Origin of the sequence: Mucilaginibacter sp. (assembly GCF_028288205.1) — a bacterium.
In the GTDB taxonomy this organism is placed as follows: domain Bacteria; phylum Bacteroidota; class Bacteroidia; order Sphingobacteriales; family Sphingobacteriaceae; genus Mucilaginibacter.
Window position 1 is genome coordinate 25,711 of the sequence record NZ_JAQBOD010000022.1, and the last position, 25,988, is coordinate 51,698.

General features: G+C 39.8%; 26 protein-coding genes and 1 pseudogene. 13 read left to right on the forward strand and 14 right to left on the reverse strand.

Annotated features, from left to right (window positions below; all coding sequences use genetic code 11):
• Positions 1–500: 500 nt before the first annotated feature.
• From eno to carA, 5 genes are all read right to left on the reverse strand, one after another.
• Positions 501–1,796, reverse strand: a complete 1,296-nt coding sequence (eno, locus tag JWR23_RS05110; RefSeq protein ID WP_299513769.1) for a phosphopyruvate hydratase — start codon at positions 1,794–1,796, stop codon at positions 501–503.
• Between the two features lie 132 nt (positions 1,797–1,928).
• Entirely contained in the window at positions 1,929–3,179 is a 1,251-nt protein-coding gene (locus JWR23_RS05115; protein WP_299513770.1) for a metallophosphoesterase family protein, read from the reverse strand.
• A 94-nt stretch (positions 3,180–3,273) separates the two neighbouring features.
• On the reverse strand, positions 3,274–4,374 hold the full coding sequence (locus JWR23_RS05120; RefSeq protein WP_299513773.1) for an ABC transporter permease: 1,101 nt from the start codon (positions 4,372–4,374) through the stop codon (positions 3,274–3,276).
• Positions 4,375–4,443: 69 nt separating this feature from the next.
• Positions 4,444–5,208 (reverse strand): ABC transporter ATP-binding protein, encoded by a 765-nt coding sequence (locus JWR23_RS05125; protein ID WP_299513775.1) that lies wholly within the window; start codon positions 5,206–5,208, stop codon positions 4,444–4,446.
• A 542-nt stretch (positions 5,209–5,750) separates the two neighbouring features.
• A complete protein-coding gene (gene carA, locus JWR23_RS05130) occupies positions 5,751–6,851 on the reverse strand; it encodes a glutamine-hydrolyzing carbamoyl-phosphate synthase small subunit (RefSeq protein WP_299513776.1) in 1,101 nt (366 codons plus the stop codon).
• A gap of 208 nt (positions 6,852–7,059) precedes the next feature.
• Here carA and panB point away from each other — a divergent pair, with 208 nt between their 5' ends.
• Entirely contained in the window at positions 7,060–7,875 is an 816-nt protein-coding gene (gene panB, locus JWR23_RS05135) for a 3-methyl-2-oxobutanoate hydroxymethyltransferase (RefSeq protein WP_299513778.1), read from the forward strand.
• Positions 7,876–7,971: 96 nt separating this feature from the next.
• Complete coding sequence (locus JWR23_RS05140) at positions 7,972–8,691, forward strand: RluA family pseudouridine synthase (protein WP_299513780.1); 720 nt, start codon at positions 7,972–7,974, stop codon at positions 8,689–8,691.
• A 19-nt stretch (positions 8,692–8,710) separates the two neighbouring features.
• On the opposite strand, the pseudogene JWR23_RS05145 reads toward JWR23_RS05140, so the two are convergent.
• The 3 genes and pseudogenes from JWR23_RS05145 to yiaK all read right to left on the reverse strand — a co-directional run bounded on the left by JWR23_RS05145 (position 8,711) and on the right by yiaK (position 10,446).
• A pseudogene (locus JWR23_RS05145) lies at positions 8,711–9,058 on the reverse strand (DUF86 domain-containing protein).
• Positions 9,048–9,341: a nucleotidyltransferase domain-containing protein gene (locus JWR23_RS05150; RefSeq protein WP_299513782.1), complete on the reverse strand. Its 294-nt coding sequence runs from the start codon at positions 9,339–9,341 to the stop codon at positions 9,048–9,050. The pseudogene JWR23_RS05145 and the gene JWR23_RS05150 overlap by 11 nt, the downstream one beginning before the upstream one ends.
• A gap of 115 nt (positions 9,342–9,456) precedes the next feature.
• Positions 9,457–10,446, reverse strand: a complete 990-nt coding sequence (gene yiaK / locus JWR23_RS05155) for a 3-dehydro-L-gulonate 2-dehydrogenase (RefSeq protein WP_299513785.1) — start codon at positions 10,444–10,446, stop codon at positions 9,457–9,459.
• A gap of 101 nt (positions 10,447–10,547) precedes the next feature.
• Between yiaK and JWR23_RS05160 the strand changes: the two genes are divergently transcribed.
• The 3 genes from JWR23_RS05160 to JWR23_RS05170 all read left to right on the forward strand — a co-directional run bounded on the left by JWR23_RS05160 (position 10,548) and on the right by JWR23_RS05170 (position 13,023).
• Positions 10,548–11,051 (forward strand): hypothetical protein, encoded by a 504-nt coding sequence (locus JWR23_RS05160; RefSeq protein ID WP_299513788.1) that lies wholly within the window; start codon positions 10,548–10,550, stop codon positions 11,049–11,051.
• A gap of 56 nt (positions 11,052–11,107) precedes the next feature.
• Positions 11,108–11,686: a phosphoribosylglycinamide formyltransferase gene (purN, locus tag JWR23_RS05165; protein WP_299513790.1), complete on the forward strand. Its 579-nt coding sequence runs from the start codon at positions 11,108–11,110 to the stop codon at positions 11,684–11,686.
• A gap of 113 nt (positions 11,687–11,799) precedes the next feature.
• Positions 11,800–13,023, forward strand: coding sequence for an MFS transporter (locus JWR23_RS05170; protein WP_299513792.1), 1,224 nt, complete (start codon positions 11,800–11,802; stop codon positions 13,021–13,023).
• 15 nt (positions 13,024–13,038) lie between these two features.
• Here the strand turns inward: JWR23_RS05170 and JWR23_RS05175 are convergent, their stop codons facing one another.
• Positions 13,039–13,431 (reverse strand): hypothetical protein, encoded by a 393-nt coding sequence (locus JWR23_RS05175; protein WP_299513793.1) that lies wholly within the window; start codon positions 13,429–13,431, stop codon positions 13,039–13,041.
• A 158-nt stretch (positions 13,432–13,589) separates the two neighbouring features.
• Here JWR23_RS05175 and purH point away from each other — a divergent pair, with 158 nt between their 5' ends.
• From purH to rodA, 6 genes are all read left to right on the forward strand, one after another.
• Complete coding sequence (purH, locus tag JWR23_RS05180; protein WP_299513796.1) at positions 13,590–15,116, forward strand: bifunctional phosphoribosylaminoimidazolecarboxamide formyltransferase/IMP cyclohydrolase; 1,527 nt, start codon at positions 13,590–13,592, stop codon at positions 15,114–15,116.
• A 150-nt stretch (positions 15,117–15,266) separates the two neighbouring features.
• Positions 15,267–16,289: a rod shape-determining protein gene (locus tag JWR23_RS05185; RefSeq protein ID WP_299497436.1), complete on the forward strand. Its 1,023-nt coding sequence runs from the start codon at positions 15,267–15,269 to the stop codon at positions 16,287–16,289.
• A 90-nt stretch (positions 16,290–16,379) separates the two neighbouring features.
• Entirely contained in the window at positions 16,380–17,216 is an 837-nt protein-coding gene (mreC, locus tag JWR23_RS05190; RefSeq protein WP_299513799.1) for a rod shape-determining protein MreC, read from the forward strand.
• A gap of 118 nt (positions 17,217–17,334) precedes the next feature.
• A complete protein-coding gene (locus tag JWR23_RS05195; protein WP_367277514.1) occupies positions 17,335–17,727 on the forward strand; it encodes a rod shape-determining protein MreD in 393 nt (130 codons plus the stop codon).
• Positions 17,724–19,715, forward strand: coding sequence for a penicillin-binding protein 2 (mrdA, locus tag JWR23_RS05200; protein ID WP_299513803.1), 1,992 nt, complete (start codon positions 17,724–17,726; stop codon positions 19,713–19,715). The genes JWR23_RS05195 and mrdA overlap by 4 nt, the downstream gene beginning before the upstream one ends.
• Positions 19,708–20,982, forward strand: a complete 1,275-nt coding sequence (gene rodA / locus JWR23_RS05205; RefSeq protein WP_299513805.1) for a rod shape-determining protein RodA — start codon at positions 19,708–19,710, stop codon at positions 20,980–20,982. The genes mrdA and rodA overlap by 8 nt, the downstream gene beginning before the upstream one ends.
• Before the next feature lie 264 nt (positions 20,983–21,246).
• Here the strand turns inward: rodA and JWR23_RS05210 are convergent, their stop codons facing one another.
• Positions 21,247–22,101, reverse strand: coding sequence for a hypothetical protein (locus JWR23_RS05210; RefSeq protein ID WP_299513808.1), 855 nt, complete (start codon positions 22,099–22,101; stop codon positions 21,247–21,249).
• A gap of 75 nt (positions 22,102–22,176) precedes the next feature.
• Between JWR23_RS05210 and JWR23_RS05215 the strand changes: the two genes are divergently transcribed.
• Both JWR23_RS05215 and JWR23_RS05220 read left to right on the forward strand, forming a co-directional pair.
• Entirely contained in the window at positions 22,177–22,758 is a 582-nt protein-coding gene (locus JWR23_RS05215) for a thymidine kinase (RefSeq protein WP_299513810.1), read from the forward strand.
• Between the two features lie 119 nt (positions 22,759–22,877).
• On the forward strand, positions 22,878–23,246 hold the full coding sequence (locus JWR23_RS05220) for a response regulator (RefSeq protein WP_299513813.1): 369 nt from the start codon (positions 22,878–22,880) through the stop codon (positions 23,244–23,246).
• An 18-nt stretch (positions 23,247–23,264) separates the two neighbouring features.
• On the opposite strand, the gene JWR23_RS05225 is transcribed toward JWR23_RS05220, so the two are convergent.
• From JWR23_RS05225 to JWR23_RS05240, 4 genes are all read right to left on the reverse strand, one after another.
• Entirely contained in the window at positions 23,265–24,590 is a 1,326-nt protein-coding gene (locus tag JWR23_RS05225) for a zinc dependent phospholipase C family protein (protein ID WP_299513815.1), read from the reverse strand.
• 71 nt (positions 24,591–24,661) lie between these two features.
• Positions 24,662–25,342: an NAD-dependent epimerase/dehydratase family protein gene (locus JWR23_RS05230; RefSeq protein ID WP_299513817.1), complete on the reverse strand. Its 681-nt coding sequence runs from the start codon at positions 25,340–25,342 to the stop codon at positions 24,662–24,664.
• Positions 25,343–25,433: 91 nt separating this feature from the next.
• Positions 25,434–25,757: a hypothetical protein gene (locus tag JWR23_RS05235; RefSeq protein WP_299497425.1), complete on the reverse strand. Its 324-nt coding sequence runs from the start codon at positions 25,755–25,757 to the stop codon at positions 25,434–25,436.
• A gap of 3 nt (positions 25,758–25,760) precedes the next feature.
• Positions 25,761–25,898, reverse strand: a complete 138-nt coding sequence (locus JWR23_RS05240) for a hypothetical protein (RefSeq protein ID WP_299497424.1) — start codon at positions 25,896–25,898, stop codon at positions 25,761–25,763.
• Between the last annotated feature and the right edge of the window lie 90 nt (positions 25,899–25,988).

A 25,988-nucleotide genomic window follows, 5' to 3' on the forward strand; every position in this document is an offset into this window, starting at 1 on the left:
AGAAAAAGATGATAATAATATGGGCGTTCCCTTCGGGGCAGGCTTTTCGCTCATACGCCTGCAGGCATTAGGCGCAAGGCCGGTATCCGCTGCAATCCTTAACGCGAGGACTCATCCTGTTAGTCCGGATTTTCAATTAGGGGTGTTCGAAAGATTTAATATGCTAATAAGTTCCCCTCTTGAGAGGGGGCGCGGTTGGCGGTGTGGCTGCAGGGGTGTGTTTAGCCGCCTTGCGAAACACACCCCTACACCCCTCTCAAGAGGGGAATCGCACGGCCCGCCACTCTTTTTAGAATCTTTCGAACACTCCTAATTTTCAATCCCGACTAACTTTTTCAAATTAATGGTGACACCATTTTGCCAGTGTATATGGGTGTATATAGGTGTATATGGTGTATACACTTACCGTATACACCTACACTTTAAACAAAAGGCCCCGATAAATCGGAGCCTTTTCAATTCGTGAAATTCGCCTTAATTCGAAAAATTCGCGGCGGATATTATTTCTTCAAAAACTTAAAGTTCTTGCCGATGAACTTAGCGTTAGCGCCTAATTCTTCCTCAATACGTAATAACTGGTTGTATTTAGCTATCCTGTCAGACCGTGAAGCCGAACCTGTTTTTATTTGTCCGCAATTTAAAGCTACTGCTAAATCAGCAATAGTAGCATCTTCGGTTTCGCCGCTACGGTGACTCATTACTGATGTGTAACCATGCGTTTGTGCCAGGCTTACCGCGTTAATAGTTTCTGTTAATGAACCTATCTGGTTAACTTTTACCAAGATAGAGTTTGCAGTTTCTTCGTCAATACCTCTTTGCAGGCGGGTTACATTGGTAACGAACAGGTCATCACCTACTAATTGTACTTTATCGCCAATACGGTCGGTTAATAATTTCCAGCCTGCCCAGTCATCCTCGGCCATACCATCTTCAATAGATATGATCGGATATTTCTCTGCTAATTGAGCCAAATATTCTGCTTGTTCTGCACTGGTGCGGATGGCGCCTTTTTCGCCTTCAAATTTGGTGTAGTCGTATTTGCCGTCTTTGTAAAATTCAGACGCGGCGCAATCAAACGCTAAATATATATCTTCGCCTGGTTTGTAGCCTGCTTTTTCAATAGCTTGTAAAATAGTTTCAACACCATCTTCGGTACCTTCAAAAGTTGGGGCAAAACCACCTTCATCACCAACAGCGGTTGATAAACCACGATCATGTAATATCTTTTTCAAGTTATGGAAAACTTCAGTTCCCCAACGTAGTGCTTCAGAGAATGAAGACGCGCCAACCGGCATAATCATAAACTCCTGGAACGCTATAGGAGCGTCAGAGTGCGAACCGCCGTTAACGATGTTCATCATCGGAATTGGCAGGGTATTAGCATTTACACCACCAATGTAGCGGTATAAAGGCTGGCGGCTTTCCTGCGCGGCAGCTTTGGCAGCGGCAAGCGATACACCTAAAATGGCGTTAGCACCTAATTTACCTTTGTTAGGCGTACCATCTAATTCGATCATTATCTTGTCGATACTGTTTTGATCGAATACGTCAATACCTTGTAATTCTTTAGCTATAATATCGTTTACGTTGGCAACTGCTTTTAAAACGCCCTTGCCCATGTAAACAGCTTTATCATTATCACGCAACTCAACAGCCTCATGGATACCTGTTGATGCACCCGAAGGTACAGCGGCACGGCCCAAATAGCCATTTTCGGTTAATACATCTACTTCAATAGTAGGGTTTCCGCGCGAATCAAGTATCTGGCGGGCGTGAACATCAATTATTAAACTCATTTTTTTCTACGATTTATTCGGTTGTATAACTTAGTGTAAATAGTACACCAAAAACGTTTAGTTTTTCAAAGATACAATTTCAAATAAATAAGTGGGAAATTACTTTAAGATTAACAGTTTTATTACCTAATGTTAATCTTTAATGAGTTTGAAATAATCAACCGGGTTACCTTGTTTGTCAAATACTTTGTACGCAATGGTATTACCCTGGATGGTCATTTCAGAATAGGTGTATATTTTTTGCCGTGGTGTAAATAACATATCGGGCATATCCCAGCCACCTGCACCTTGCAATGAGCCGCCGCTTGAGCCATTGTTTACATAAACAGTGCCCTGTGGCTTGTTGTAAACGTGCACATCGGCCTGTTCAAATATTTGAGTGCCCTTTATAGCTTTATGCCTTTCGTATACATGCCGATGGCCCGCTATGTATAAGTCGACCTTATATTTATCAACTAATGGCTGTATATGATTTTGCCAGGTTTGGATATGGCTCACACCAAAAACAAACAATGGATAATGCGAGTACATAATTATCCATTTAACGTTTTTGTCTTGCCTTGCATTTTTCAGGTCGGCTTCCAACCACTTATATTCTTCAGAATTTTCTGCAAACAAAACCTTCCCAACTTTTTCTGCCCCCTGCGCGTAACCTGAATTGATAGCGATAAAATGCGCGTTACCATAATTGTATGAATAGTTCAACTGATCCCCGGGCAAATTCATCAGTTCAAAAAATACAGGAAAAGGGCGCTGAAAGATTTTTGAAGTAGTATCATTCACCACATCATGATTACCCGGTACAGACATTAACGGCATATTTGAATTAACAGGCTGCCCTGTATTAAAATAGCCGTTCCAGCTTTTGGCGACTGAGCCGTTCTCTACAATATCGCCGGTATGGATAGTAAAATCATAAGTGTTCTTGCTTAATTGTTTTACTATGGTGTCTGTTTGCTCGAAATTGAGATTGCCGCCGTTATTCTGGGTATCGCTCCAAAGGCCGATGAATATTTTTGATTTATCACCGTCGGCAGGGGCCGTTTTGAATTTATATACCGCGCTCCATCCGTTTCTATCCGACCCCACTTTATAAAAATAATAGGTGGCAGGTTTAAGACTTTGGATGGTGGCTTTGCTAACATAAGTTTTAACGCCCGATGAAAAAGCTTCAATAGCTGTTACAGTTTGATCTAAGTTTTCGGCCTTAGTTCCATATTTAACAACGCCGTTATCTGTATTATCATTTAACCAGGTAACAGCCATGGTAGTTGCTGTTTTGCCAGTGCCGTTCCAGCTAATATGTATACCGCGGGGTTGGGCATTTAATATAGCAATTTGAAATGACAGGGCAATTGCTAAATAGAAAAAAGAAAATTTCATATCACATTATTTATTTATCTGAACCATGATTTTAGGATTATTAGATATTGTAATCAAGACAATCCTCAAATCCTAAAAATCATGGTTCAGACAATTACTCCCACTTAAACGTTTTAACAGCCACAAAATAAATACCCACACCCCATAAACACATAATTAATATTTGATGCGATACATCCATCAGGCTTGCACCCTCGAATGCTACTTTACGCATGGCATCATTTAAATAAGTTAACGGCAATGCCCTGCTGATAGGTTGCAGCCATGCCGGGAACACGTTAATAGAAAAAAACGTACCCGACAACAAAAACTGAGGCAGTGTTATCATATTAGCAATAGGCGGCACAGAACTTTCATTTTTAGCTATGCCTGATACTGTAAACCCAAAACCCATAAAAACAACCACTCCAATAAAGGAGAGTATGAGCATATTTATTACCGTGACAAACCCGTGCACCAGCGTAAACCCAAAAGCAAAGCGACCAATGGTAATAATAAATAAAGCACCGATTAAAGCGAAGGATATGCGGGCTAATGCCTCGCCAATTACAATGCTGTATCGTTTTACCGGCGTGGCAAAAAAGCGTTTTATAACCAGCGTTATCCGCAGGCTTAAAAAAACGAAGGCTGTGCCGAATACGCCTGTGCTTAATAAGGCAAACCCAAGTTGCCCCGGTAAAATAAAATCTATGGTTTTATACTCGCGGCCCTGTATGGCGTCTTCTTTTATTACAGCAACCGGCGGCGGAGCATCGGGCACGTGCGAGTTGATCTGGAAAAAAATATTATTTAAAGCCGATTTCAGAATGCTGATCTTATCGCCCGATGCTTTGCTGGATTGAATATTTACAGTAAAGTAAGGCGGCTTAGTATTTTTTTGAATATTCATTATGGCATCAATGCTGCCTTTTTGAAGGTTGGCCCGCATTTGCTCAGGAGTTTGGTTGTGGATCAACCGCACCACGCTGACTTTTTTTAATGCCTGGTAAACCGGGTTAATGGTATCATTAGTTTTAGCCACACCAACATCAACAGAAATAACACTGCCCCCGCTGATAAAGCCAAACACCAATATAAATATCAACGGAAAAAGTAATGTAAACACCACCGACGATGGGCTGCGTACAATAGAACGGAAACTCGCTTTGGCAATAGCCAGGGTTGCATGAAGGTTACTGTATGGTTTATCTGTCATTGGGTTATTTGTCATTAATCATTGAGTCACTATTGGCTGCTAACTGCAAACCGAAAACTGCCAACTGGGCTACTCTTCCCGCCACTCTTTACCGGTCATGTTAATAAACACATCTTCCAGGTTAGCCAGTTTTACCTCCTTTTTGCGCTCGAAACCGGATTCAACCAGTTTATCAATAAAGTTATCTGGCGTATCTACACCTATTATATTACCGCCATCAACAAACGCAACGCGGTCGCAAAGCACTTCGGCCTCGTCCATGTAGTGAGTGGTGATAACAACGGTAGTTCCCTGGTCGCGTATATCGCGTATCAGGTCCCATAAGTTACGGCGCGCCTGTGGGTCGAGGCCCGTTGTAGGCTCATCTAAAAATACAATACGTGGGTTATTAATTAAAGTGGTGGCGATAGAGAACCGCTGTTTTTGTCCACCGGAAAGCTCTTTATACTTTGATTTGGCTTTATCAGTCAAGGCTACTTTTTCCAGCATTTCTATCGGGCTACGCTCAATCCCGTAAAGGCCGCAAAAAAGATTAATCAATTCGGTAAGATTTAGATTTGGATAATAGCCCGCGGCCTGTAGCTGTACGCCTATGCGCTTTTTGATATTGGCGGCATCGGTTTCAATATTAAAACCATCAACAGTTATCTCGCCGGATGTTTTGTCGCGCAGGGTTTCAATAATTTCGAGGGTGGTAGTTTTGCCGGCGCCATTGGGACCAAGTAAACCAAATATTTCGCCCTCATATACTTCAAAGCTAATGCCCTTTACGGCCTTAAAATCGCCATAGTTTTTCACCAGGTTTTTTACAGTGATAATGGGTTGTTTTACCATAGCGTAAAAATGCTGCAGAAAATTGGAATATCAATGAGTTTTTAGCGGATTACTGTTTTTATTACAGTAATCCGAATAAACACAGGTAGGTAGCTATTTATTTTACTAAATGACCTAATAAATGGATTGCTGCAACGGCATGAGCAATAAACTTGGTTATTATTATCATTGCAGGTACGGTTAATAACGTTGTCATAGTTAGTGATGATTTATAGGACAAATGTGGCCTCAAAATCAAAATCTACACATAGTTATTAGGTAAAACGGGGGATTTTATCGGTGAATGGGTGGAATTGATCTGCTATCCGTCGGTTAAAAAGGAGATTGTGGATTTGGTGTCGGTGAATTTCTTTTCAGCGCGTCATTGCGAGGAACGAAGCAATCTCTTCACTTGCTAATCAATGTACGACATGTTTGTGTCGGCTATCGCCTGATTCATTAATCAACAGCAATTAGATTTGACAACTTTTAAAAAGTTGTCAAATCTATACTATGCAGTTATTCGCCCACTCGCGTCTCTAAAGTGTTGGTCATTTATGATGTTACTTCATCAGCTTAATAAAATCATCAAACAAATACCTGCTATCATGCGGGCCGGGTGACGACTCAGGATGATATTGTACCGAGAACGCTTTTTTATCTTTCACCCTTATACCTTCTATCGATTGGTCGTTCAGGTTAACGTGGGTGATCTCTACTTTATCAGATGCGCGTACTGCCTCTGGCACCACACCAAAACCATGATTTTGCGAGGTTACTTCGCAATGGTTGATGATGATATTTTTTACCGGGTGGTTCAGTCCGCGGTGACCGTTAAACATTTTTTTGGTTGGGATATCATTAGCCAAAGCCAGTAGCTGATGGCCCAAACAGATACCAAACATTGGCTTATCAGCCGCTAATATCTCTTTCACGGTATCAATAGCGTAAGGCATGGCAGATGGATCGCCGGGGCCGTTTGATATGAAGTAGCCCGATGGCGCAAAATCTTTTTCCATTTCGGCAAATGTGGTTTTAGCCGGGTAAACTTTGGCATAAACATCCCTGTCGTCAAAATTACGCAGGATGTTTTTCTTTACACCCAAGTCAAGCACCGCTACGCGGTAAGGCGCGCTCTCATCGCCAAACGTATAGGTTTCTTTAGTTGATACTTTTGATGATAGTTCCAAACCATCCATTGATGGCACTTCTGCCAGTTTAATTTTTAGTTCTTCAATATCTAAAACTTCTGATGATATAATGGCATTCATAGCACCCTTATCGCGGATATGGCGCACCAGTTGGCGGGTATCAATATCTGATATACCAACTATGTTTTGCTCCTGGAAATAATCCTGTATAGACTCATCAGCCTGTTTGCGGCTGTAAGCTATGTTATAGTTTTTACATACCAGCCCGGCAATTTGTATGCTGCCAGATTCTACCTCTATATCTGCAATGCCATAGTTACCTATGTGCGCGTTGGTAGCAACCATTATCTGGCCGAAGTATGATGGGTCTGTAAAAATTTCCTGATAACCGGTCATACCGGTATTAAAACAAATTTCGCCGGCAGTAGTACCAATCTTTCCGGCAGCTTTGCCATAAAAAACAGTTCCATCAGCTAATAATAATACTGCCGGTAATTTGGTGAAATAAGTCATTTGTTTAAATAAATTGAATGGTTAAAATAACGGCTGGTTTGGTGCAACGCGCCGTAAAATTTGACTGGAAAGATGAAGTAAGAAACTTCCGGATTCACGGTGCAAATGTATGATTTTTAAATATTTGTTCAATGTAAAATTTCAATAATTTATAAACATAGAGTTTCTACCTTTGCATGGCTTATTATAAAGCATTAAATGATTTACCATGTCTGTACATAAAGAAGTAAAAAGAATTACCACCCACATATTACAGGAAATGAAAAATCGTGGCGAAAAGATATCTATGCTTACCGCCTATGATTACTCTATGGCTACCATAGTTGATAACGCCGGTGTAGATATTATATTGGTAGGCGATTCTGCATCAAATGTAATGGCCGGCCATGAAACTACCTTGCCTATCACACTTGACCAAATGATATATCATGCGTCATCAGTAGTGCGTGCCGTTAATCGCGCCCTTATCATTGTCGATCTGCCTTTTGGTACCTACCAGGGAAACTCTAAAGAAGCTTTAAGCTCTGCCATACGCATCATGAAAGAATCTGGTGCGCACGGTGTGAAAATTGAAGGGGGCGTTGAGATTGCCGAATCGGTGAGCCGCATATTAACCGCGGGCATACCGGTTATGGGCCACCTGGGTTTAACGCCGCAGTCTATTTATAAATTTGGCACCTATACTGTACGCGCAAAAGAAGAAGCCGAAGCGCAAAAATTACGCGAAGATGCATTAAAGCTACAAGACCTTGGTTGTTTTGGTATTGTACTTGAAAAAATACCTGCAAAACTGGCTAAAGAGGTTTCTGAAAGCCTGCAAATACCAACCATAGGCATTGGCGCCGGGCAGCATTGCGACGGGCAGGTTTTAGTTATACATGATATGCTGGGCATTAACAAAGGATTTAAACCACGCTTTTTGCGCCAGTATGCCAATTTATATGATGTAATGAACAGCGCTATCAAAAGCTATGTTAGCGATGTAAAGGGGCAGCGTTTCCCGAATGAGCAGGAGCAGTATTGATAGTCTGAAGTCGAACGTCTGAAGTCAGAAGTCAGAAGATTTCAATAACCACTAAAGACTTACGACTAAAGACTCACGACTAAAGACTTAATCACAATGGCCAGACCCGAATTTAATTATACCAGTTACGATATTACCGAGAAGGATATTCTTTATGAGGATAACCATTTGATTGCCGTGAATAAACGCGCGGGCGATATTGTGCAGGTAGATGATACCGGGGATGAATCGCTGGATGAAAAGGTAAAGAAATACATTGCCCAAAAATATAACAAACCTAACGGCGCTTTTTTAGGCGTAGTACACCGGCTGGACAGGCCCGTGAGCGGCGTTATTCTGTTTGCTAAAACCAGCAAGGCGCTTGAGCGGATAAACAAAATGTTCAAGGCTCGCGAAATGCATAAAACCTATTATGCCGTAGTGCGCAAAAGGCCTAATCCAATAGCCGGCACTTTGGTTCATTACCTGATAAAAAATCCGCAGAAAAACGTGACCAAAGCATATGATCGTGAAGTGCCGGGCAGCCAGCGATCTGAGTTAAATTATAAACTGGTTGGTGAACTGGAAGGATATTATTTAATTGAAGTTGATCCGATAACCGGTCGCCCGCACCAGATAAGGGTGCAGTTATCCACCTTAGGGTGCCCAATAGTTGGCGATAATAAATACGGTTACCCGCGCGGCAGCCTGCGTAAAAGCATTTGCCTGCATGCTCGCAGGCTGCAGTTTATCCATCCTATAAAAAAAGAACCCATATTAATTATAGCACCTGTACCTAAAGATGGATTTTGGGAAAAGTTTGAGGGGATGATGTAAGCCCTAATCCTTTTCATAATTAAGAAGTTCTATTGATAAGACTAAATATCTTCTCTTTCAACGAAGGCAGATCATCAATAATAACCTGCCAAACCAGGTCGAAATCCACACCAAAATATTCATGGACAAGAATATGGCGCATTCCTATTATCTATTTCCATTTCAAATCGGTAAAAATGGCTTTGGTTTCGGGAGTTATTGTATTTGCAGCTTCACCAATTATTTCAATTTGTTTAATGCAGGCAAATCGCATCATTGAATTTGCAAGGAAAGATTTTAAATCTGTTTTTGAGGTATAAAGCTGAATTTCATTGATCGCTTCCAAAATATGAAGTAATCGCTGGCGATCGCCAATTTTACCTTTCATAAATCAAAACTTTGTCTTTTTCAATAAAAGGTTTTATATATTTTGACACAGCTTTAGAGGAGATCAGGTCTATTTTTTTATGCAGTTTTTGTTGAAGTTCTGATTGCATGGTGACAAATCCAAGCCCTATATGCTTTGAATAATCAAGGTCAACCAAAATATCTACGTCACTGTCATGTTCAGCTTCATTTCGGGAAAACGAACCAAATACATAGGCCTTTATCACCGGTTGCCCGGAAAAATAATCCTTCACTATCTGTATGTCATTAGCTGATAACTGCATTTCAATACAAATATAATATTTCTAATGCCTGATTTGTGAAGTTTTAAAAACTTCGCAAGTCTTTATTTTATAGACAATAACCTGGGTCAGGGTAGATCAGGTTAGCTCAGGCAGTTCAGAGCGCATGCACCTCCGCCCAAATCTTCTCATCCACCAACACCCCTTCATTAATATTTTTCTTCCTTGTCTTTAAAGTATTTTCACCCGGATAAGAAACCGGTTTATTCGGATTTACGGGCGCGCTGCTTTTGGTATAGTTCAATATTTCTTCTATAAGGTCATCTGTTTGTTGGCCATCCTGTGGCTTTATTGCTATAAATACCTGCGATACGCCCGATTCCGTTTCACGCTCGCCGATCTGTTTTACAGATCGACCCTGGCTTAATACAGTAACCAGCAGGTCGAGCACCATGGCTAATCCTGAACCTTTCCAGAAACCGATGGGTAATAACCTTTTTGACGCGGCTATAACTGTGGCATCTGTACTTATATTACCCTCCTTATCATATCCACCGGGCACAGGCAATTGTTCGTTATAACTTTGATACTGTAACACTTTACCAAATGAAAATTGCGATATGGCCATATCCAACACCACATGCCCCTCTTTTCGCGGTACAGCAATAACCAACGGATTATTACCCAGTGTAGTTGTTGTGCCTCCCCACGGCACTATGGTTGCCGCGGCATTGGTAAAGCTTATGCTTATATATCCTGCTTCGGCAGCTTGCCAGCCATAAGTACCACCACGCATCCAGTGGTTGGTGTTTTTAATAGCTACACACCCTATGCCATTTTCTTTGGCAAGGCTAATTGCCCTGTCCATACAAAAACGGGCGTTAAGCATACCGGGGCCCAAATTACCATCCCATTGTTCCATTGCCCCCAGGCCATTAACTTTTGTCGGCGATGCCTCTGCAAGTATAACGCCTTCTTTTATATAACGTACAAATGTGGGGAAACGGTTCAGTCCGTGTGTATAAACACCATCCCTGCTGTTTTCGGCAAAGACTTGCGCGCATAGGTCGGCTTTTTCGGCAGGGAAATTAAGATTAGTAAGCACACGTTTAAATTCGGCTTTAAGTTGTTCAAAAGGTATTCGCATAAGGCAAATATAGTAGCTTAAAAATTGCCTGTAAAATAATAGTAATTTAAAACAGTTATAATTGCCGGTTGGTTACTTATTTTTGCAGCAATCTGTTTTTAATGAAAACTAAAATTCCATTTCTGTTTATACTGGGCTTACTGTTGATAAACATGCTTAGCAATTCTTGTAAAAAAGATAAGCAAAATTCTGTACAAACGCTTTTTGCCAATGGTAAGTGGCAGCTGGCATCAGTAAATGTAACATCGTTTGTTGGCGATACCATAAAAAGAATTGATACTTTAAATACCAAGTGCGATACAACCCAGCTTTTTACATTTAACACAGATAATACCTGTACCTATACCAATTTTGACTGCCTGCATCAACCTACAGCAAGCGGGCACTGGTTATTAGCTCCTGATCAGTTATCCATCAGTTCGGATATGGTATGTAAAGACACTACAGCCGCAGGCAGCTCTAAACCATTTGCTTCGGCTAAAATTGAGAATGTTGGCGATTACTCACTGGTATTATTAACCGGCGATATACCAAATCATACCTCAACTACAAAACGCAGAGTTGTACGTTATGGTTTTGTTCGTCAAAAAGCTTCAGTTCAATAGTGATTAAAATGTGTAAAGGTTTATATTTGGGTCATAAATAATATTCATTCGCCATTTTGAAAAAACGAATAGCCATTTTTGCTTCAGGATCAGGGTCAAATGCTCAAAAAATAATGGAGCATTTTAAACGCAATGCAGAGGCCGAAGTTGTATTGATACTTACTAATAATCCGCAAGCTTATGTATTACAGCGGGCCGATAATTTTGAGATACCATCGCATGTTTTTACCCGCCAGGAATTTTATGAAACAGATGATGTAATAAGGATGCTGAAAACCCTTCAGGTTGACCTTATTGTACTTGCCGGTTTTTTATGGCTGGTACCACCATCACTACTTAAAAGCTTCCCTAATAAAATTATTAACCTGCACCCTGCCCTTTTACCCAAATATGGGGGCAAAGGCATGTATGGCGATAATGTGCATAAGGCCATACTGGCTGCAAACGAAGAAGAATCAGGCATTACTATCCATTTTGTGAACGAAGAATTTGACGAGGGTGAGATCATCCATCAATCTAAATTTAAAATTGAACCGGGCGATAATTTGGAAATGGTAAAATTTAAGGGCCAGCAATTAGAGCATCAGCATTTCCCCAAAGTGATTGAGAGTTTATTGAAGAAAATGAAGGGTTGATTTTTTAAAGATTAAAGTTTGGAGATTGAAGATTAGGTGTATTTTTATCGCACCAATAATCACAATAACTAAAAACCATCTTTAACCTCTATTGGCTAATCTTTATCACTCCCATGACCCAAAAACCATCGACCAGCATCTTCCAGCTTGCCGTAATAGTTAGCGCACTTGGCTTTTTTGTTGATACTTATGACCTGCTGCTATTTGCCATCATCCGTAAACCCAGTTTAGCATCGCTTGGCTTAAACCCTGCCGAAGTACTATCTAAAGGCGAGTTGCTTATCAGCATTCAAATGATAGGTATGGTGATAGGCGGAATTATATTCGGCGTACTTGGCGATAAAAAAGGACGGCTTAAAGTTTTGTTCGGGTCTATATTGCTTTATTCCATCGCTAATATTTTAAATGGTATGGTGGGTACTTTAAATCAATATATTATTTTAAGATTTATTGCCGGAATAGGCCTTGCAGGCGAGCTTGGCGCGGGCATAACACTGGTAAGCGAATTATTACCAAAAGAAAAACGCAGCACCGCGGCGGGTTTTATTGCCGGCTTTGGATTATTTGGCGTGGTAGCCGCATCAGTAATTAGTAAAATGGTAGACTGGCGCACCTGCTATTATATAGGCGGCGCGCTTGGCCTGGTGCTTTTATTGATGCGTATGCAGGTGCAAGAGAGCAGTATGTTTAAACATATACAACAGGCCACCGTAAGCAAGGGCAATTTTTTAATGTTTTTTAATAACCGTAAACGGTTTGCAAAGTATATGCAATGTATACTAATAGGTTTACCTGTATGGTATATTATTGGCATACTGGTTACTTTCTCAGATCAGTTTGGTAAGGATATGGGTATAAACGGCATTGAACCGGGTACTGCCATTATGTATTTATACCTGGCTATTGCCGCCGGCGATTTTAGTGTTGGCTGGCTAAGTCAGCGGTTACAAAGCCGCAAAAAAACATTATTCATATTTTATGGCATTGCCATTGTGTTTACATTGCTGTACTTTTTTCAATCAGGCGGCAGCCCGGCATGGTTTTATTTCATTTGTGCAGGCCTGGGTTATGGTGCGGGCCTAAATGTGGTATACATTACCAGCAGTGTTGAGCAATTTGGCACTAACCTGCGGGCATCGGCAGGTATAAGCATACCAAACATGGTGCGTGGTACATTACCCTTAATGTTGTTATTGTTTAAATTTACACGGGGAATTTTTCATAATTACTTAACCGGTGGCTGGGTAACCGGGCTAATTGTGTTTGCAATTGGCATTACAGCAGCCTGGTTTCTTGATGAAACTTATGGCAAGGACTTGGATTTTATGGAGGAGTAATACTTTTAGCTTATCCTACTTCTGCTTAACAAACCGTACCGCACAGCCTTCATAACAACTTACAGAAGCGGGCGACACAATCAATGTATCATGTTTGATAGCGTATAGTAATCTTAATTCGGCATCTGCAGTGCTGTTTAGGGTAAGCAGGCTATCTTTTACTTTGTAACCATAATATTGCGAATACTCATTACCGCCCAGCGTTCCATCTGCGTTAAATTGCACGGTATGGTTATCATCTTTAGCTACGGGGTACCAGGTTGGAGCGCTGCCCGTACCATAAAAATTGGCATCAAGTTTCCATTTGCCTATTAAAGAACTTTGACTTATAACAGCAACACCATTTTTTTGACATGCGCTAACCAACATAATAATGGCAACACCTAATAAGCAGGTAGGAGTTTTCATGGTTTTCGGTTTGGTTGATGAACAATAATAAGGCTTTTTTATTCAATATTACAATTTTTACTCAATACTATAAACTTACAATTTTCATAAAAAACCAATCTCAATTACCAATCTTCAACCACTATTCACTACCTTTGCGGCTCAAAATTTTTCTTTAAATGAGTCAATCTGTTGCAATTAAAAATGCCCTTATTTCAGTTTATTATAAAGATAACCTGGAGCCTATTATTCGGGAGTTAAACCGCCTTGGAGTAAAAATATATTCAACCGGCGGAACGGAAACTTTTATACGCAGCCTTGGGGTTGATGTTATAGCTGTTGAGGATCTTACCTCTTATCCTTCTATTTTAGGCGGACGTGTTAAAACCCTGCATCCAAAAGTATTTGGTGGCATACTGGCCCGCCGAAACTTTGAAGGCGACCAGCAACAACTTACCCAATACGAGATACCCGAAATTGACCTGGTTATTGTTGACCTTTATCCGTTTGAAGAAACGGTAGAATCGGGCGCGGGACATGCCGATGTTATTGAGAAAATAGACATTGGCGGCATTTCCCTTATCCGCGCAGCGGCAAAGAATTTTAAAGATGTGGTTATTGTTGCATCAAAAGATGACTATACCGTGCTGGATGAAATATTAAAGGCCCAAAATGGCTCAACTACTATTGATCAGCGCAAAAAATTTGCACATAAGGCATTCAATATAACTTCAAACTACGATACCGCGATATTCCAGTACTTTAACCAGGAAGATCCGTTGCCGGTATTTAAGCAAAGCATCCAAGCCAGCCAGGTGTTACGCTATGGCGAGAACCCGCATCAAAAAGGTGTGTTCTATGGCAATTTAGATGCTATGTTTACCAAATTACATGGCAAAGAGCTTTCCTACAACAATCTGGTTGATGTTGATGCCGCTGTAGCATTGATAGATGAGTTTACCGAACCTACTGTAGCTATTTTAAAACATACCAATGCTTGTGGCATTGCAAGCAGATCATTTATTAAAGAGGCCTGGATTGATGCTTTGGCATGCGACCCGGTATCTGCTTTTGGGGGCGTTATTATTGCTAATGATGAGATAGATGCCGAAACAGCTACCGAAATAAGCAAAATATTTTATGAGGTGTTAATAGCGCCCGCATATACTGATGAGGCTGTACAAATTTTGCAGGAGAAGAAGAACAGAATTATTTTAATACGCCAACGTGTTGAATTACCTTCTAAACAATTTAAAACACTATTGAATGGTGTTATTGAACAAGATAAGGATGCTATTATTGAAGGCCCTGAGCAAATGACAACTGTTACCAACAGGCAGCCAACCGCACAGGAACTAAAGGATCTGCATTTTGCCAACAAGGTGGTTAAGCATACCAAATCAAACACGATAGTATTTGCAAAAAATCACCAGCTTATGGCAAGCGGTGTGGGGCAAACTTCAAGGGTTGATTCTTTAAGGCAAGCTGTTATTAAAGCTGAAAGTTTTGGATTTGACCTGAACGGAGCGGTAATGGCATCTGATGCTTTTTTTCCGTTCCCTGATTGTGTTGAGTTAGCTGCCGAGGCCGGCATACTGGCTGTATTACAGCCCGGGGGATCAATAAACGACAAACTTTCTGTTGAAATGTGCAATCAAAAAAACATTTCAATGGTTACTACCGGGGTACGCCACTTTAAACATTAATAAAAACGCACTAATTACACAAATTAATACGAATTGCACGAAATAGGAGTTATATTTATCAATTCGCATTAATTCGTGAAATTCGATTTTCATTAGATTAATTAGTGCTCTTAATCATACCTTTGCAATTATTTTTGAAGCAAACTAAAAATGGGTTTATTTAATTTTTTCACACAAGAGATCGCTATAGATTTAGGTACTGCAAATACCCTTATTATACATAATGATAAAGTTGTTGTTGACGAACCGTCGATAGTAGCTTTTGACCGTACAACCAACAAGGTTATTGCCATTGGGCGCCAGGCCATGCAAATGGAAGGCAAAACTCACGATAACATACGCACGGTAAGGCCACTAAAAGATGGTGTAATTGCCGACTTTAACGCAGCCGAGCATATGATACGGGGTATGATAAAAATGATAAACCAGGGTAAGGGATGGTTCTTTCCATCGTTGCGTATGGTTATCTGTATCCCATCAGGTATTACCGAGGTTGAAAAACGCGCGGTGCGCGACTCGGCCGAAATTGCAGGCGCTAAAGAGGTTTACCTGATACATGAGCCAATGGCTGCCGCGGTAGGTATTGGTATTGATGTAGAAGAGCCAATGGGTAACATGATCATTGATATAGGTGGTGGTACTACCGAAATAGCGGTTATTGCCTTATCCGGTATTGTTTGCGATCAATCCATACGCGTAGCAGGTGATAACTTTGACTCGGATATTGTACAATATATCCGTCGCCAGCACAACATTATGATTGGTGACCGTACTGCCGAGAAAATTAAAATTGAAGTTGGCGCAGCTTTACCTGAGCTAAGTGACCCACCTGCTGATTTTGCTGTACAGGGCCGCGACTTAATGACCGGGGTACCAAAACAGATCATGGTATCGTACACAGAAATTGCGCATTGTTTAGATAAATCCATATCAAAAATTGAAGAGGCGATATTAAAAGCTTTAGAAATTACTCCGCCAGAGCTATCAGCAGATATTTATCAAACAGGTATCTATTTAACCGGTGGTGGCGCGTTATTACGCGGTTTAGATAAACGCATAGCCGCTAAAACCAAATTACCGGTTCACGTTGCTGAAGACCCGCTGCGTGCCGTAGTTCGCGGCACCGGAACCGCCCTTAAAAATATTGGTAATTTTAAATTTTTAATGCAATAGTTCAGTGAGTAGTAAATGGTGAATTAAGTGAGTGGTTTAAGCTACCTTAATTCACCACTCATTACTCACTTAATCAACCACTCACTAACCATGCGTAACCTGTTAATCTTCATCAGCAAGTACAACGCATTTTTCCTGTTCGTTATATTTGAGGTCAGCGCGCTGGTTATTTATATTAAATATAACTCTTTTCAAAAAGCCACTTTCATTAACAGTACCAACCAGGTTACTGGTAATTTATATGCACAGCTTAATAAGCTGCAGAGTTACCTTTCTTTAAGAGAAGTTAATGATAACCTGGCCCGCGAAAATGCAATATTGAAAGATCAGCTCAAGTCATCCTTCTATGTAGATACTATTGCCAGGCATAAAGTAACCGATACTGTTTACAAACAGCAATATGAATACATAGATGCTGCAGTGATTAATAACTCAATTAACCGGCGCAATAATTACCTTACTATTAATAAGGGCAGCAGAGCTGGCATTGCCAAGGGGATGGGTGTAATTTGCTCGTCGGGCGTTGTGGGCAAGGTTGTAGTTGTTGGTGAGCATATGTCTGTCGTTCAATCATTATTACATAAAGAAACTATTATAAGCGCTTCACTTGCAGGCACAAAAGATCTGGGTTCGTTTATTTGGGGCGATGACCTTAACCCGCACATGGGTTTGCTATACAATGTATCAAACAATGCTACACCTAAACTGGGCGAGCTGGTAGTAACGTCAGATTTGTCGCTGTTCCCGGCAGGCATACCAGTCGGGAAAATAGCTAACCTGCATTCTAAAAGTGGTAAGGGCTCTTTTTTAAATATGGATGTAGCAATAGCTGTTGATTTTAGCAAACTGCAGTATGTATATGTAGTAAGCAATAAACTTGCTAAAGAACAATTGGGATTGGAGGCCCAGCAGAAGAAGGATGAGTAGATCTATAATTCTAAATATAATAAGGTTTATTTTACTGGTTTTTATACAGGTGTTTTTATTAAAAAATATAACACTATACAATCTCTCTACGCCTTACTTGTATATACTTTTCATTTTATTGCTCCCATTTGAAACGCCCAACCTTTTATTATTTGCGCTGGCCTTTATATTGGGTTTAACAATTGATGCTTTTTATGATACGCCCGGTCTGCATGCTACAGCATGTGTTTTACTTGCATTTGTGCGCATTTTATTTATCAGCATTACCGTACAAAAAGAGGGATTTGATAATGAGCCGGAACCAACCCTTAGCTTAATGGGTTTTAGGTGGTTTTTTACCTATGCGTTTGTCCTCACTTTATTCCATCATTTCTTTCTTTTCAATTTGGAGGTTTTTCGCTTTTCTGAAATACAATATACACTTATACGCGTTGTATTAAGTTCAATATTTACTGTATTTTTGATGTTGATCTCGGGCTTATTATTTTTAAAAAGCAGGGAACGTAAATGAATCAATTTTTTGAGCGGCGATATGTTATCGGGGGCATATTTATAGCCCTTACATTAATATTACTTGGCAGATTATTTTATATCCAAATAATTGACGACAGATACCTGCTTTATGCCAATAAAAACGTAATCCGCCAGTTTATTAAATACCCTGCACGCGGCCCGATATTAGACCGAAACGGAAGAACACTTGTAAAAAACGAATTGGTATATGATATCAGCGTTATCCCTAAACAAGTTAAACCATTTGATACTTTAGAGTTTTGCAAACTAATAGGCATAAATAAAACCGAGTTTGACAAACTGTTTTTAAAAGCCATAAAATATTCGCCAAACTTATCATCCTCGTTCGAAAAGCAATTATCACCACAACTTTACGCATCGCTACAAGAGAGGATGTCAGAGTTCCAGGGGTTTTCTGTGGAAGAACACCCCATACGCAGTTATCCGGATTCTGTTGCCGCCCAGTTCTTGGGGGGTATAGGTGAAGTAAACGATGCTACCATTGCCAAATACGGTGGGTATTACCGCCTAGGTGACTATATTGGTACCTCAGGTGTTGAAAAGGCCTATGAAACAGTTTTACGCGGGCAACGTGGTGTACAAAATAAGATGGTTGACTCACGTGGCATCCCTAAGGGATCTTATGCTAACGGGGCCTACGATACGGTAGCAATTTCGGGTGAGCGCTTAACCTCTTCATTAGATATTACCCTGCAAAAACTGGGCGAAAAACTAATGCAAAACAAGGTGGGCAGCATTGTAGCCATTGAACCATCAACCGGCGAGATATTGGCATTTGTGAGCAGCCCTGGTTATGACCCAAACTTGTTGGTTGGACATGATCGCGGTACTAATTATCATCTTTTAGCTACAAATCCATATAAACCATTTTTGGTGAGGCCAATACAGGCAAATTATCCCCCGGGTTCGTCATTTAAACCACTTAGCGCGCTTATTGCATTACAAGAAGGCATAATAACCCCCCAAACTACTTATAACTGTCCCGGTTATTACATGTCTGGCAACAGGCAGGTAAAATGTACGCACGTACATGGTATTGTAAATTTAAGTGGTGCTGTTGCAGGTTCATGTAACGGATATTTCTCTATGGTATTCCAAAAACTAATAGATAAAAATGGCCCTAAACTAACTGATACAACCTTTAATGATTGGAGAAACAATGTAGCTAAATTTGGGTTGGGCTCGCGCATTGGTGTGGATTTACCGGCTGAAAGGGCAGGATATTTGCCCAAGGCTGCTCTTTATGATAAAATGTATAAAGGCCCAAGATGGCGCGCAAGCACCGTACTATCATTAGCTATTGGGCAGGGTGAGCTGGGCGCTACACCTTTGCAATTAGCTAATATTGAATGTACCATTGCTAACCATGGTTTTTATTATACCCCCCATTTAATAAAGGGCATTGGCACAAAAAATATCATAAAGCCAGAGTACCTGATTAAACACGATGTTGGCATAGATTACCAGTACTTTGAACCCGTTATTGATGGTATGCAGGCAGTGGTTGAAAATGGCACAGCCATTCAATCTAAAATACCCGGCATTATTATGTGCGGTAAAACTGGTACTGCGCAAAACCCCCATGGCGAAAACCATTCTATTTTTGTAGCCTTTGCCCCGCGCGAAAACCCAAAGATAGCTATAGCTGTTATTGTAGAAAACTCGGGCGAGGGGGCGCACTGGGCAGCGCCTATTGCCAGTTTCATTGTAGAGAAATATCTAACGGGTAGTATATCTCCACGCGAATCCGGCATTACGCCCGAACACTTTATAGAAGCTAACCGCTTGCCAGAAATTACTACCTATAGCGGCAATAAAGCAAAAACTGCTAAAGCCGATAGTATAAAAAAACTAAAGCTTGATTCAATACGTAAAAAAGGGTTGATCAAGTCGGCTTCAAACAAAAATAAAAAAGATATACCTATTAAATATTTGGCTGCTATTAAACCTAAAGACGATGAGTAACCCGCAGCGCAGCTTCTTTTTTAATGTTGATTGGCTTACGGTATTTATTTACCTGGCACTATGTACCATTGGTGTGTTAAGCATCCATTCGGCAGTGTTTGATCCTAAAAATCCGTCTATTGTTGATATGGATACCAATTATGGAAAGCAGTTTATTTTTGTTATTATATCTGTAGTTCTTGGCATTTTTATCCTTTTATTAGAGAGCCGTTTTTTATCCGCGCTTGCACCTACAATTTATACGGTAACTACGCTGCTATTATTATTGGTATTAATTATCGGGCGCAATGTAGGTGGCAACCAGGCCTGGATCTCACTACCGGGCGGCATCAGGTTACAACCGGCAGAGTTTGCCAAATATGCTACCTGTTTATTGCTTGCGCGCTATTTAAGCGGCACCAATATAAAGGTGACCGAAATTAAATCCTTTGCTATTGCTGCCGCTATAATATTTTTTCCAATGCTGCTTATCCTGCTACAGCCCGATGCAGGCTCAACCCTGGTGTTTAGCTCATTACTTTTTGTTTTATATCGCGAAGGGTTATCACCATACTTTTTGATATTAGAAGGGTTATTTATTACACTGTTTGTTTTAACACTTAAGTTAAACAACATGCCGCTTATTATAGGGGTAATTATTGCCCTTACCCTGGTAATTGTATTACTTTTTAAGCGTAACCGGAAGATAATTACCACTGTACTTTTAGGTGCTGCAATACTAATATCTTTTGCTTTTAGTGTAAAGTTTCTTTATACCAGTGTTTTAAAACCACATCAAAAAACACGTATTGATATTGTGCTGGGCATAACAAATGACTTAAGAGGAAAAGGATATAATGTTAATCAATCAAAAATAGCTATTGGCTCTGGTAAGCTTTGGGGCAAAGGTTATATGCAGGGCACCCAAACTAAATATTCGTTTGTACCCGAGCAAAGTACCGATTTTATTTTCTGTACAGTAGGCGAAGAGTTTGGCTTTGCCGGGTCTGTAGTAGTATTGGGCCTATACCTGCTGTTAGTATTGCGCATTATATACATTGCCGAGCGGCAACGATCGCCTTTCTCGCGTATTTATGCTTATGGGGTTGGATCGGTAATCTTCTTCCACGTGGTAATTAATATCGGCATGACGATAGGTATTGTGCCCTCAATAGGTATCCCTTTGCCATTGATCAGCTATGGCGGGTCATCATTATTAAGTTTTACGCTAATGATATTTACCCTGATCAAGCTGGATTCTAACCGGATGGGAATGATATACGCTTAATGCTACATGTTCATTAGCGTGGCAATTGCAAGGAGAATATGGGTGAGGTTTTGTTTCACCCGAGTGTGAAACAAATGAAACAAGTGAAACAAGATTTTGGCTTAAGGTATTGTTTATGAGGTAATTGATAAAAAGTGGTGAAACAAAATGCAACAACTTATCCGTCAGTCTTTTTAGGTATGACTTTAAGTTTTTTTATTGATAATCAAATAATTACAAATTGCTAATTTAGGAGTGGTTAAACAAGTTATTTGAAATCTACGCTTAACTATACCTTCTCTTTAACAACGCATAAAATTTCCCGGTAGTTTCGGGCTTATCCTCCCAGTTGTGTTTAACCACGTAGTTTTTATTTAAAAAACGATCGGCTTCTTCGAACGTGTTAAATCGGTTTAATATTTCAATAGCTTCGCTGTAGGCCAGGCTATAACCATTAAAAAGATCTTTCACATACAGCAATTTATCGTTAAGGGTTATTGCTTGTTTAAGATCAGTAACAGGCTGTGTACCAGCCTGCTCTGTTATATTAGTTTTACTACTTAGCTGCGACGATATTTTTTGATTGATGGTAACAACCTCATCTTTAATGGTTGCCTCGTTTTTAGCAAGTGATTTATCCTCCTCTTCATTGGGGATAGCAGGTTCTTCAATAGCAACAGGCTGTTCGGTTTTTTCTTCGGCTACTGGTAGTTCGCCCTCGTCATCACTAAAACTTTCCGTTTCATCAACAACCAATTCATGGCGTATAACATCGGGCTCCTCCCTTATAAAGGAATAAGAATCTTCCGGCGTACCTGACGAAATATCTACAGGTGATGCCGGTTCATTAGCAGGTTCAGAAAGCGTGCGCCTGCCTTTTAGCTCGGGCTTAGGCTGCACAACAGGTTCAAAATATTTCTCATTGCTGCCGGTTTCCCTTTCAATTAATTTCTCGGTTTTATTTTTCTGGTTAAGCTTTATTAATATCTCTGCATGGTCTGCCAAAAACTTAGCATTGGCAACAAATAGCTCAAGTTCCAGCTCATTTAAATTGGCGGGGTTAGCTTCTATATAATTATACTGGTCATTTAGCTCTTTTATGATGATGCCTATCTTATTAAATACTTCCAGCTGCTTCATTATAATTCTTTTATAAAATTGCTTACCAAAATTAAGCATTAAATTCTGATATTAGACCTTTACTAAAAGTTTAGCATGCAGCTCACCGAGGAAATTTTTAAGCGAAAAAATGAAAGTGGTGGCGGCATAGAGGTTATTTGCGGCTCCATGTTTTCTGGCAAAACAGAGGAGCTGATAAGACGGATAAACCGTGCACGGTATGCCAAGCTAAGCGTAAAAATATTTAAGCCTATACTTGATGTACGGTATGATGAGAGTGATGTGGTATCGCATAATTCAACGGCGGCGGCATCTACTCCTGTTAGTAAATCTGCAGATATATTATTGCTGGCCGGCCACGCCCAGGTAATTGGTATTGATGAGGCCCAGTTTTTTGATAATAAGCTCCCTGACGTTTGCACCACCCTGGCCAATAAAGGTGTGCGTGTAATTATTGCCGGTTTAGATATGGATTTTAAGGGCCGCCCCTTTGGCCCTATGCCAACGCTAATGGCCATTGCCGAGTCTGTAACCAAAGTACACGCCGTATGCGTTAGATGTGGCAACCCGGCACTTTACTCTTACCGCCTGGTGCCCAGTAAAGAAAAGGTATTGCTGGGCGAAAAGGAAAGCTACGAGCCGCGCTGCCGTATTTGTTTTAATAGCAAAACTTTTTAAAAAATTACTTTTGAGTATTTTTTCTGTCACAATCAACATAATTCTCCTAAAAAATCTGTGCAAAGTAAAACAAAAGGCATAGGCTGAGTTGTTATTGGTTATATTTACGAATAATGGCAATGGCTAAAAAAATATTGGTAATTGAGGATGACAAAGACATTAGAGATTCTATTGTTTATGTTTTAGAGGAAGAAAATTATGAGGTAGTCTCTTCCGGAGATTCTAAAATTCTTAAATCTATAGATGAAATTGCACCCGATATGGTATTGTTAGATAACTGGCTTACCGAATGGAAAAGCGATGCAAATGGCGAACAATTAAGCCGGCAATTAAAAAGCAATCCGGCTACATGCCATATCCCGGTTATCATTATTTCGGCAGTGAGTAATATTAAAGAAATTGCAGAAGCGGGCCTGGCTGATGCTTATTTAAGAAAACCCTTTGATTTAACCGAGCTGACCGATATTATAAAAAAACATCTTAAATAAGAGCCTGGAAACTATTTTCTAACTTCCTTTGCGCATAACCGCCTTTTCATCAGGTGTTGGGGTTACTTTCAAACTATCAAGAGGTACTAAATGCGCTGCTTTTATATGTTGTAATCCTATACTTGTTTTCTTCCAATCAGCCGGATTATATTTAGCAAGAGCAATTGTATCGGCCTTATTGTAAAAATTAATGATATTCTGCTTTAATGGTAATGTAAGATTAACAAACTTGTTTTGTACTAATTTATCAACCAACTCATCATAAGTTTTATCGGTAAGTTCATATTCGCCGTATTCTGTTTTGCCACCGGTATCAAAATCAACATTGGGTAAATTAAGTTGTCTATAATTTATTTGTATTAAAGCAGAGGCATATTTATTCATAACCGTGTCAAAGCTTTTTATAAATTGCTTTTCGCCTTTTTTACTTACTTCCTTAAATCTAAAAACTCTAAACGCGCCAACTTTAGGCGCTATTGTTAATAAAAAAGCTATTATTTGTTCTTTAAACTTAGGTTTATCCAGATCATGCCCAAACTCTTCATAATATTTTTTGCGACGCATACGATAATGAAATTTTTGGCTCGTTATACCTGGCATACTTTTCTTTATTTCGTCCTTTTTTAGTACCCATGCACTACGGGTAACGGTTGGCATAAGGCTATGTATGGCCCACCTGAAATTATTTATAGAGCGATCAAGGTTACCAAATATTTCATTAATATTCTGTCCGTATGTTTTAAGAAAGGCTTTCTCTAATACCGGTTTGGCTACATTAAAACCAATAAAATCATGGTAGGCTTGCGATGCATAATTACCCCGGGCAATTTGCAATACATCAAACGCAATTTCTACCCTGCTATGCGCTATATGATTCTCTTCGTAAGTTACAACATTGCCAAATTTCTCTTTTAATTTAGGGTAAACCATAGGTACTACTAAATTAGTGCCAACAGAATGACCATATCTGTCGGCCATATAATGGCATAATGCTCCTAAAGCATACGAGAATTCATTTAAGTTTTGCGATTCAGAGATCAGGTTATTTACAAAGTCGCCGCTCCGAACATAGTGTATCAGATTAGTAAAATAAATGCTGCCAAATGGAGAGTAGCCTATATCAGTCATTAGACTACCGCCATAAGCATAAGAGTGCGCAATTAACAAATCGGCGTCAGTTGCTTCAGGAAATCTTTTTTTAAGTAATGGCTTGATTGATTTTTCCCAGCTTGCATCAATAATTGCCTCGTGCGTTAAAACAGAATAAGCCTTAACATGTAGTGGGACGATACAAATTATCAATAAAAACAGGAAAAGGTATTTTTTTACGCTAAAAAGTTTCATGCTAATTGTGAAGTCTATGCAAAGACTTATACACAATAACAAAATCATATATTTTGTTTTAATTTACCTCATTAATTCCTGGCCAGTGCTATAATATCTTTTACCTCCAGTATAGGTTTTGCATATCCCCTGGTTACAGAATGGACCATAGCCAGGCCAACTTCTTGCAAGGTACAGGCTGTTGATGGAAAAAATATTCTTAACACCGGGTAAAGCCAGCCAATGTATTTGTAATACTTATGCGTATGTTTTAGTCCTTTAATAGCTTTAATAAAACCGGGCCTAAAGGCAAATACTTGTTTAAACGGCAGTTTCATCAGGTCATTCTCTGTTTTTCCCTTAACCCTTGCCCACATTGACCGGCCCGTTTCTGTGCTGTCTGTTCCTTTGCCTGATACATAGCAGAAGGTCATATCCTTATTCAGCCTGCTCAATGTTTCGCCAACGTTTAATGTTAAGGTATAGGTGAGCCTATAATAATCTTCTGCGTTCATTCCTACTGACGAAACGCCCAGGCAAAAAAAACAGGCATTATAACCTGTTAGCTCATCTTCAATAGCGGTTAGATCTGAAAAATCCTGATGGATGATCTCTTTTAGTTTGGGGTGCTTTACATCACCCTGCTTGCGGTTTATAACCAGTACGGCCTCAACTTGCGGATGCAGCAGGCATTGGTGCATAACGCCTTCGCCAACCATACCGGTTGCACCGGTAATAATGACCCGTACTTTTACATCTGGTTTTACTTCCATTTTATCGAATTATAAAACAAACAGAACAATAAGTATATCCTCTTATTTTATACTACGAAATATGCAATTAACTTGTTTCAAAAAACCAAAACTATGTGCGCGGACGCTTAGGATTAAAGGCGACTATATAATTCAATTCGTTAGTTACAACATTACGGTTATCCATGCTTTCTTCATTTTTATTTAATGATAAATTTAGCCGCAATTTAGCCAGGTGAAACACCTGCAATAAAAACTCAGGAATTACTTTTGTCGCAATAGTAGGGTAATAGTCTTTTTGGATCTTTATCCTTTCAGTGTCGGTCACCATGCTCAATTCCCATTTATCATCTGTTTTAAAACCATGTTCCTTGGCTGTATTCATTAAATCATACAGGTACATTTTTGTCTGATTTTCTATTGATTGCTCTTTCATATATTATTTTGCCTTTTTGCCAATCGCATTATCAGCTTTTGATACCGAACCTTTATCAGATTGATAACTTGACTGTTTTTTATTTACGTTAGCGCTTGGCTCTTTCTTTTTTTCTTTAATGGTTTTTCTGTCTTTACTCATGGTATTTAATATTATGCCGACAGAGAATAATTCCTGTGACAGCGGGTATAACCTATTATTAGCGCAAAGCTTAAATATCACCGATAAAAG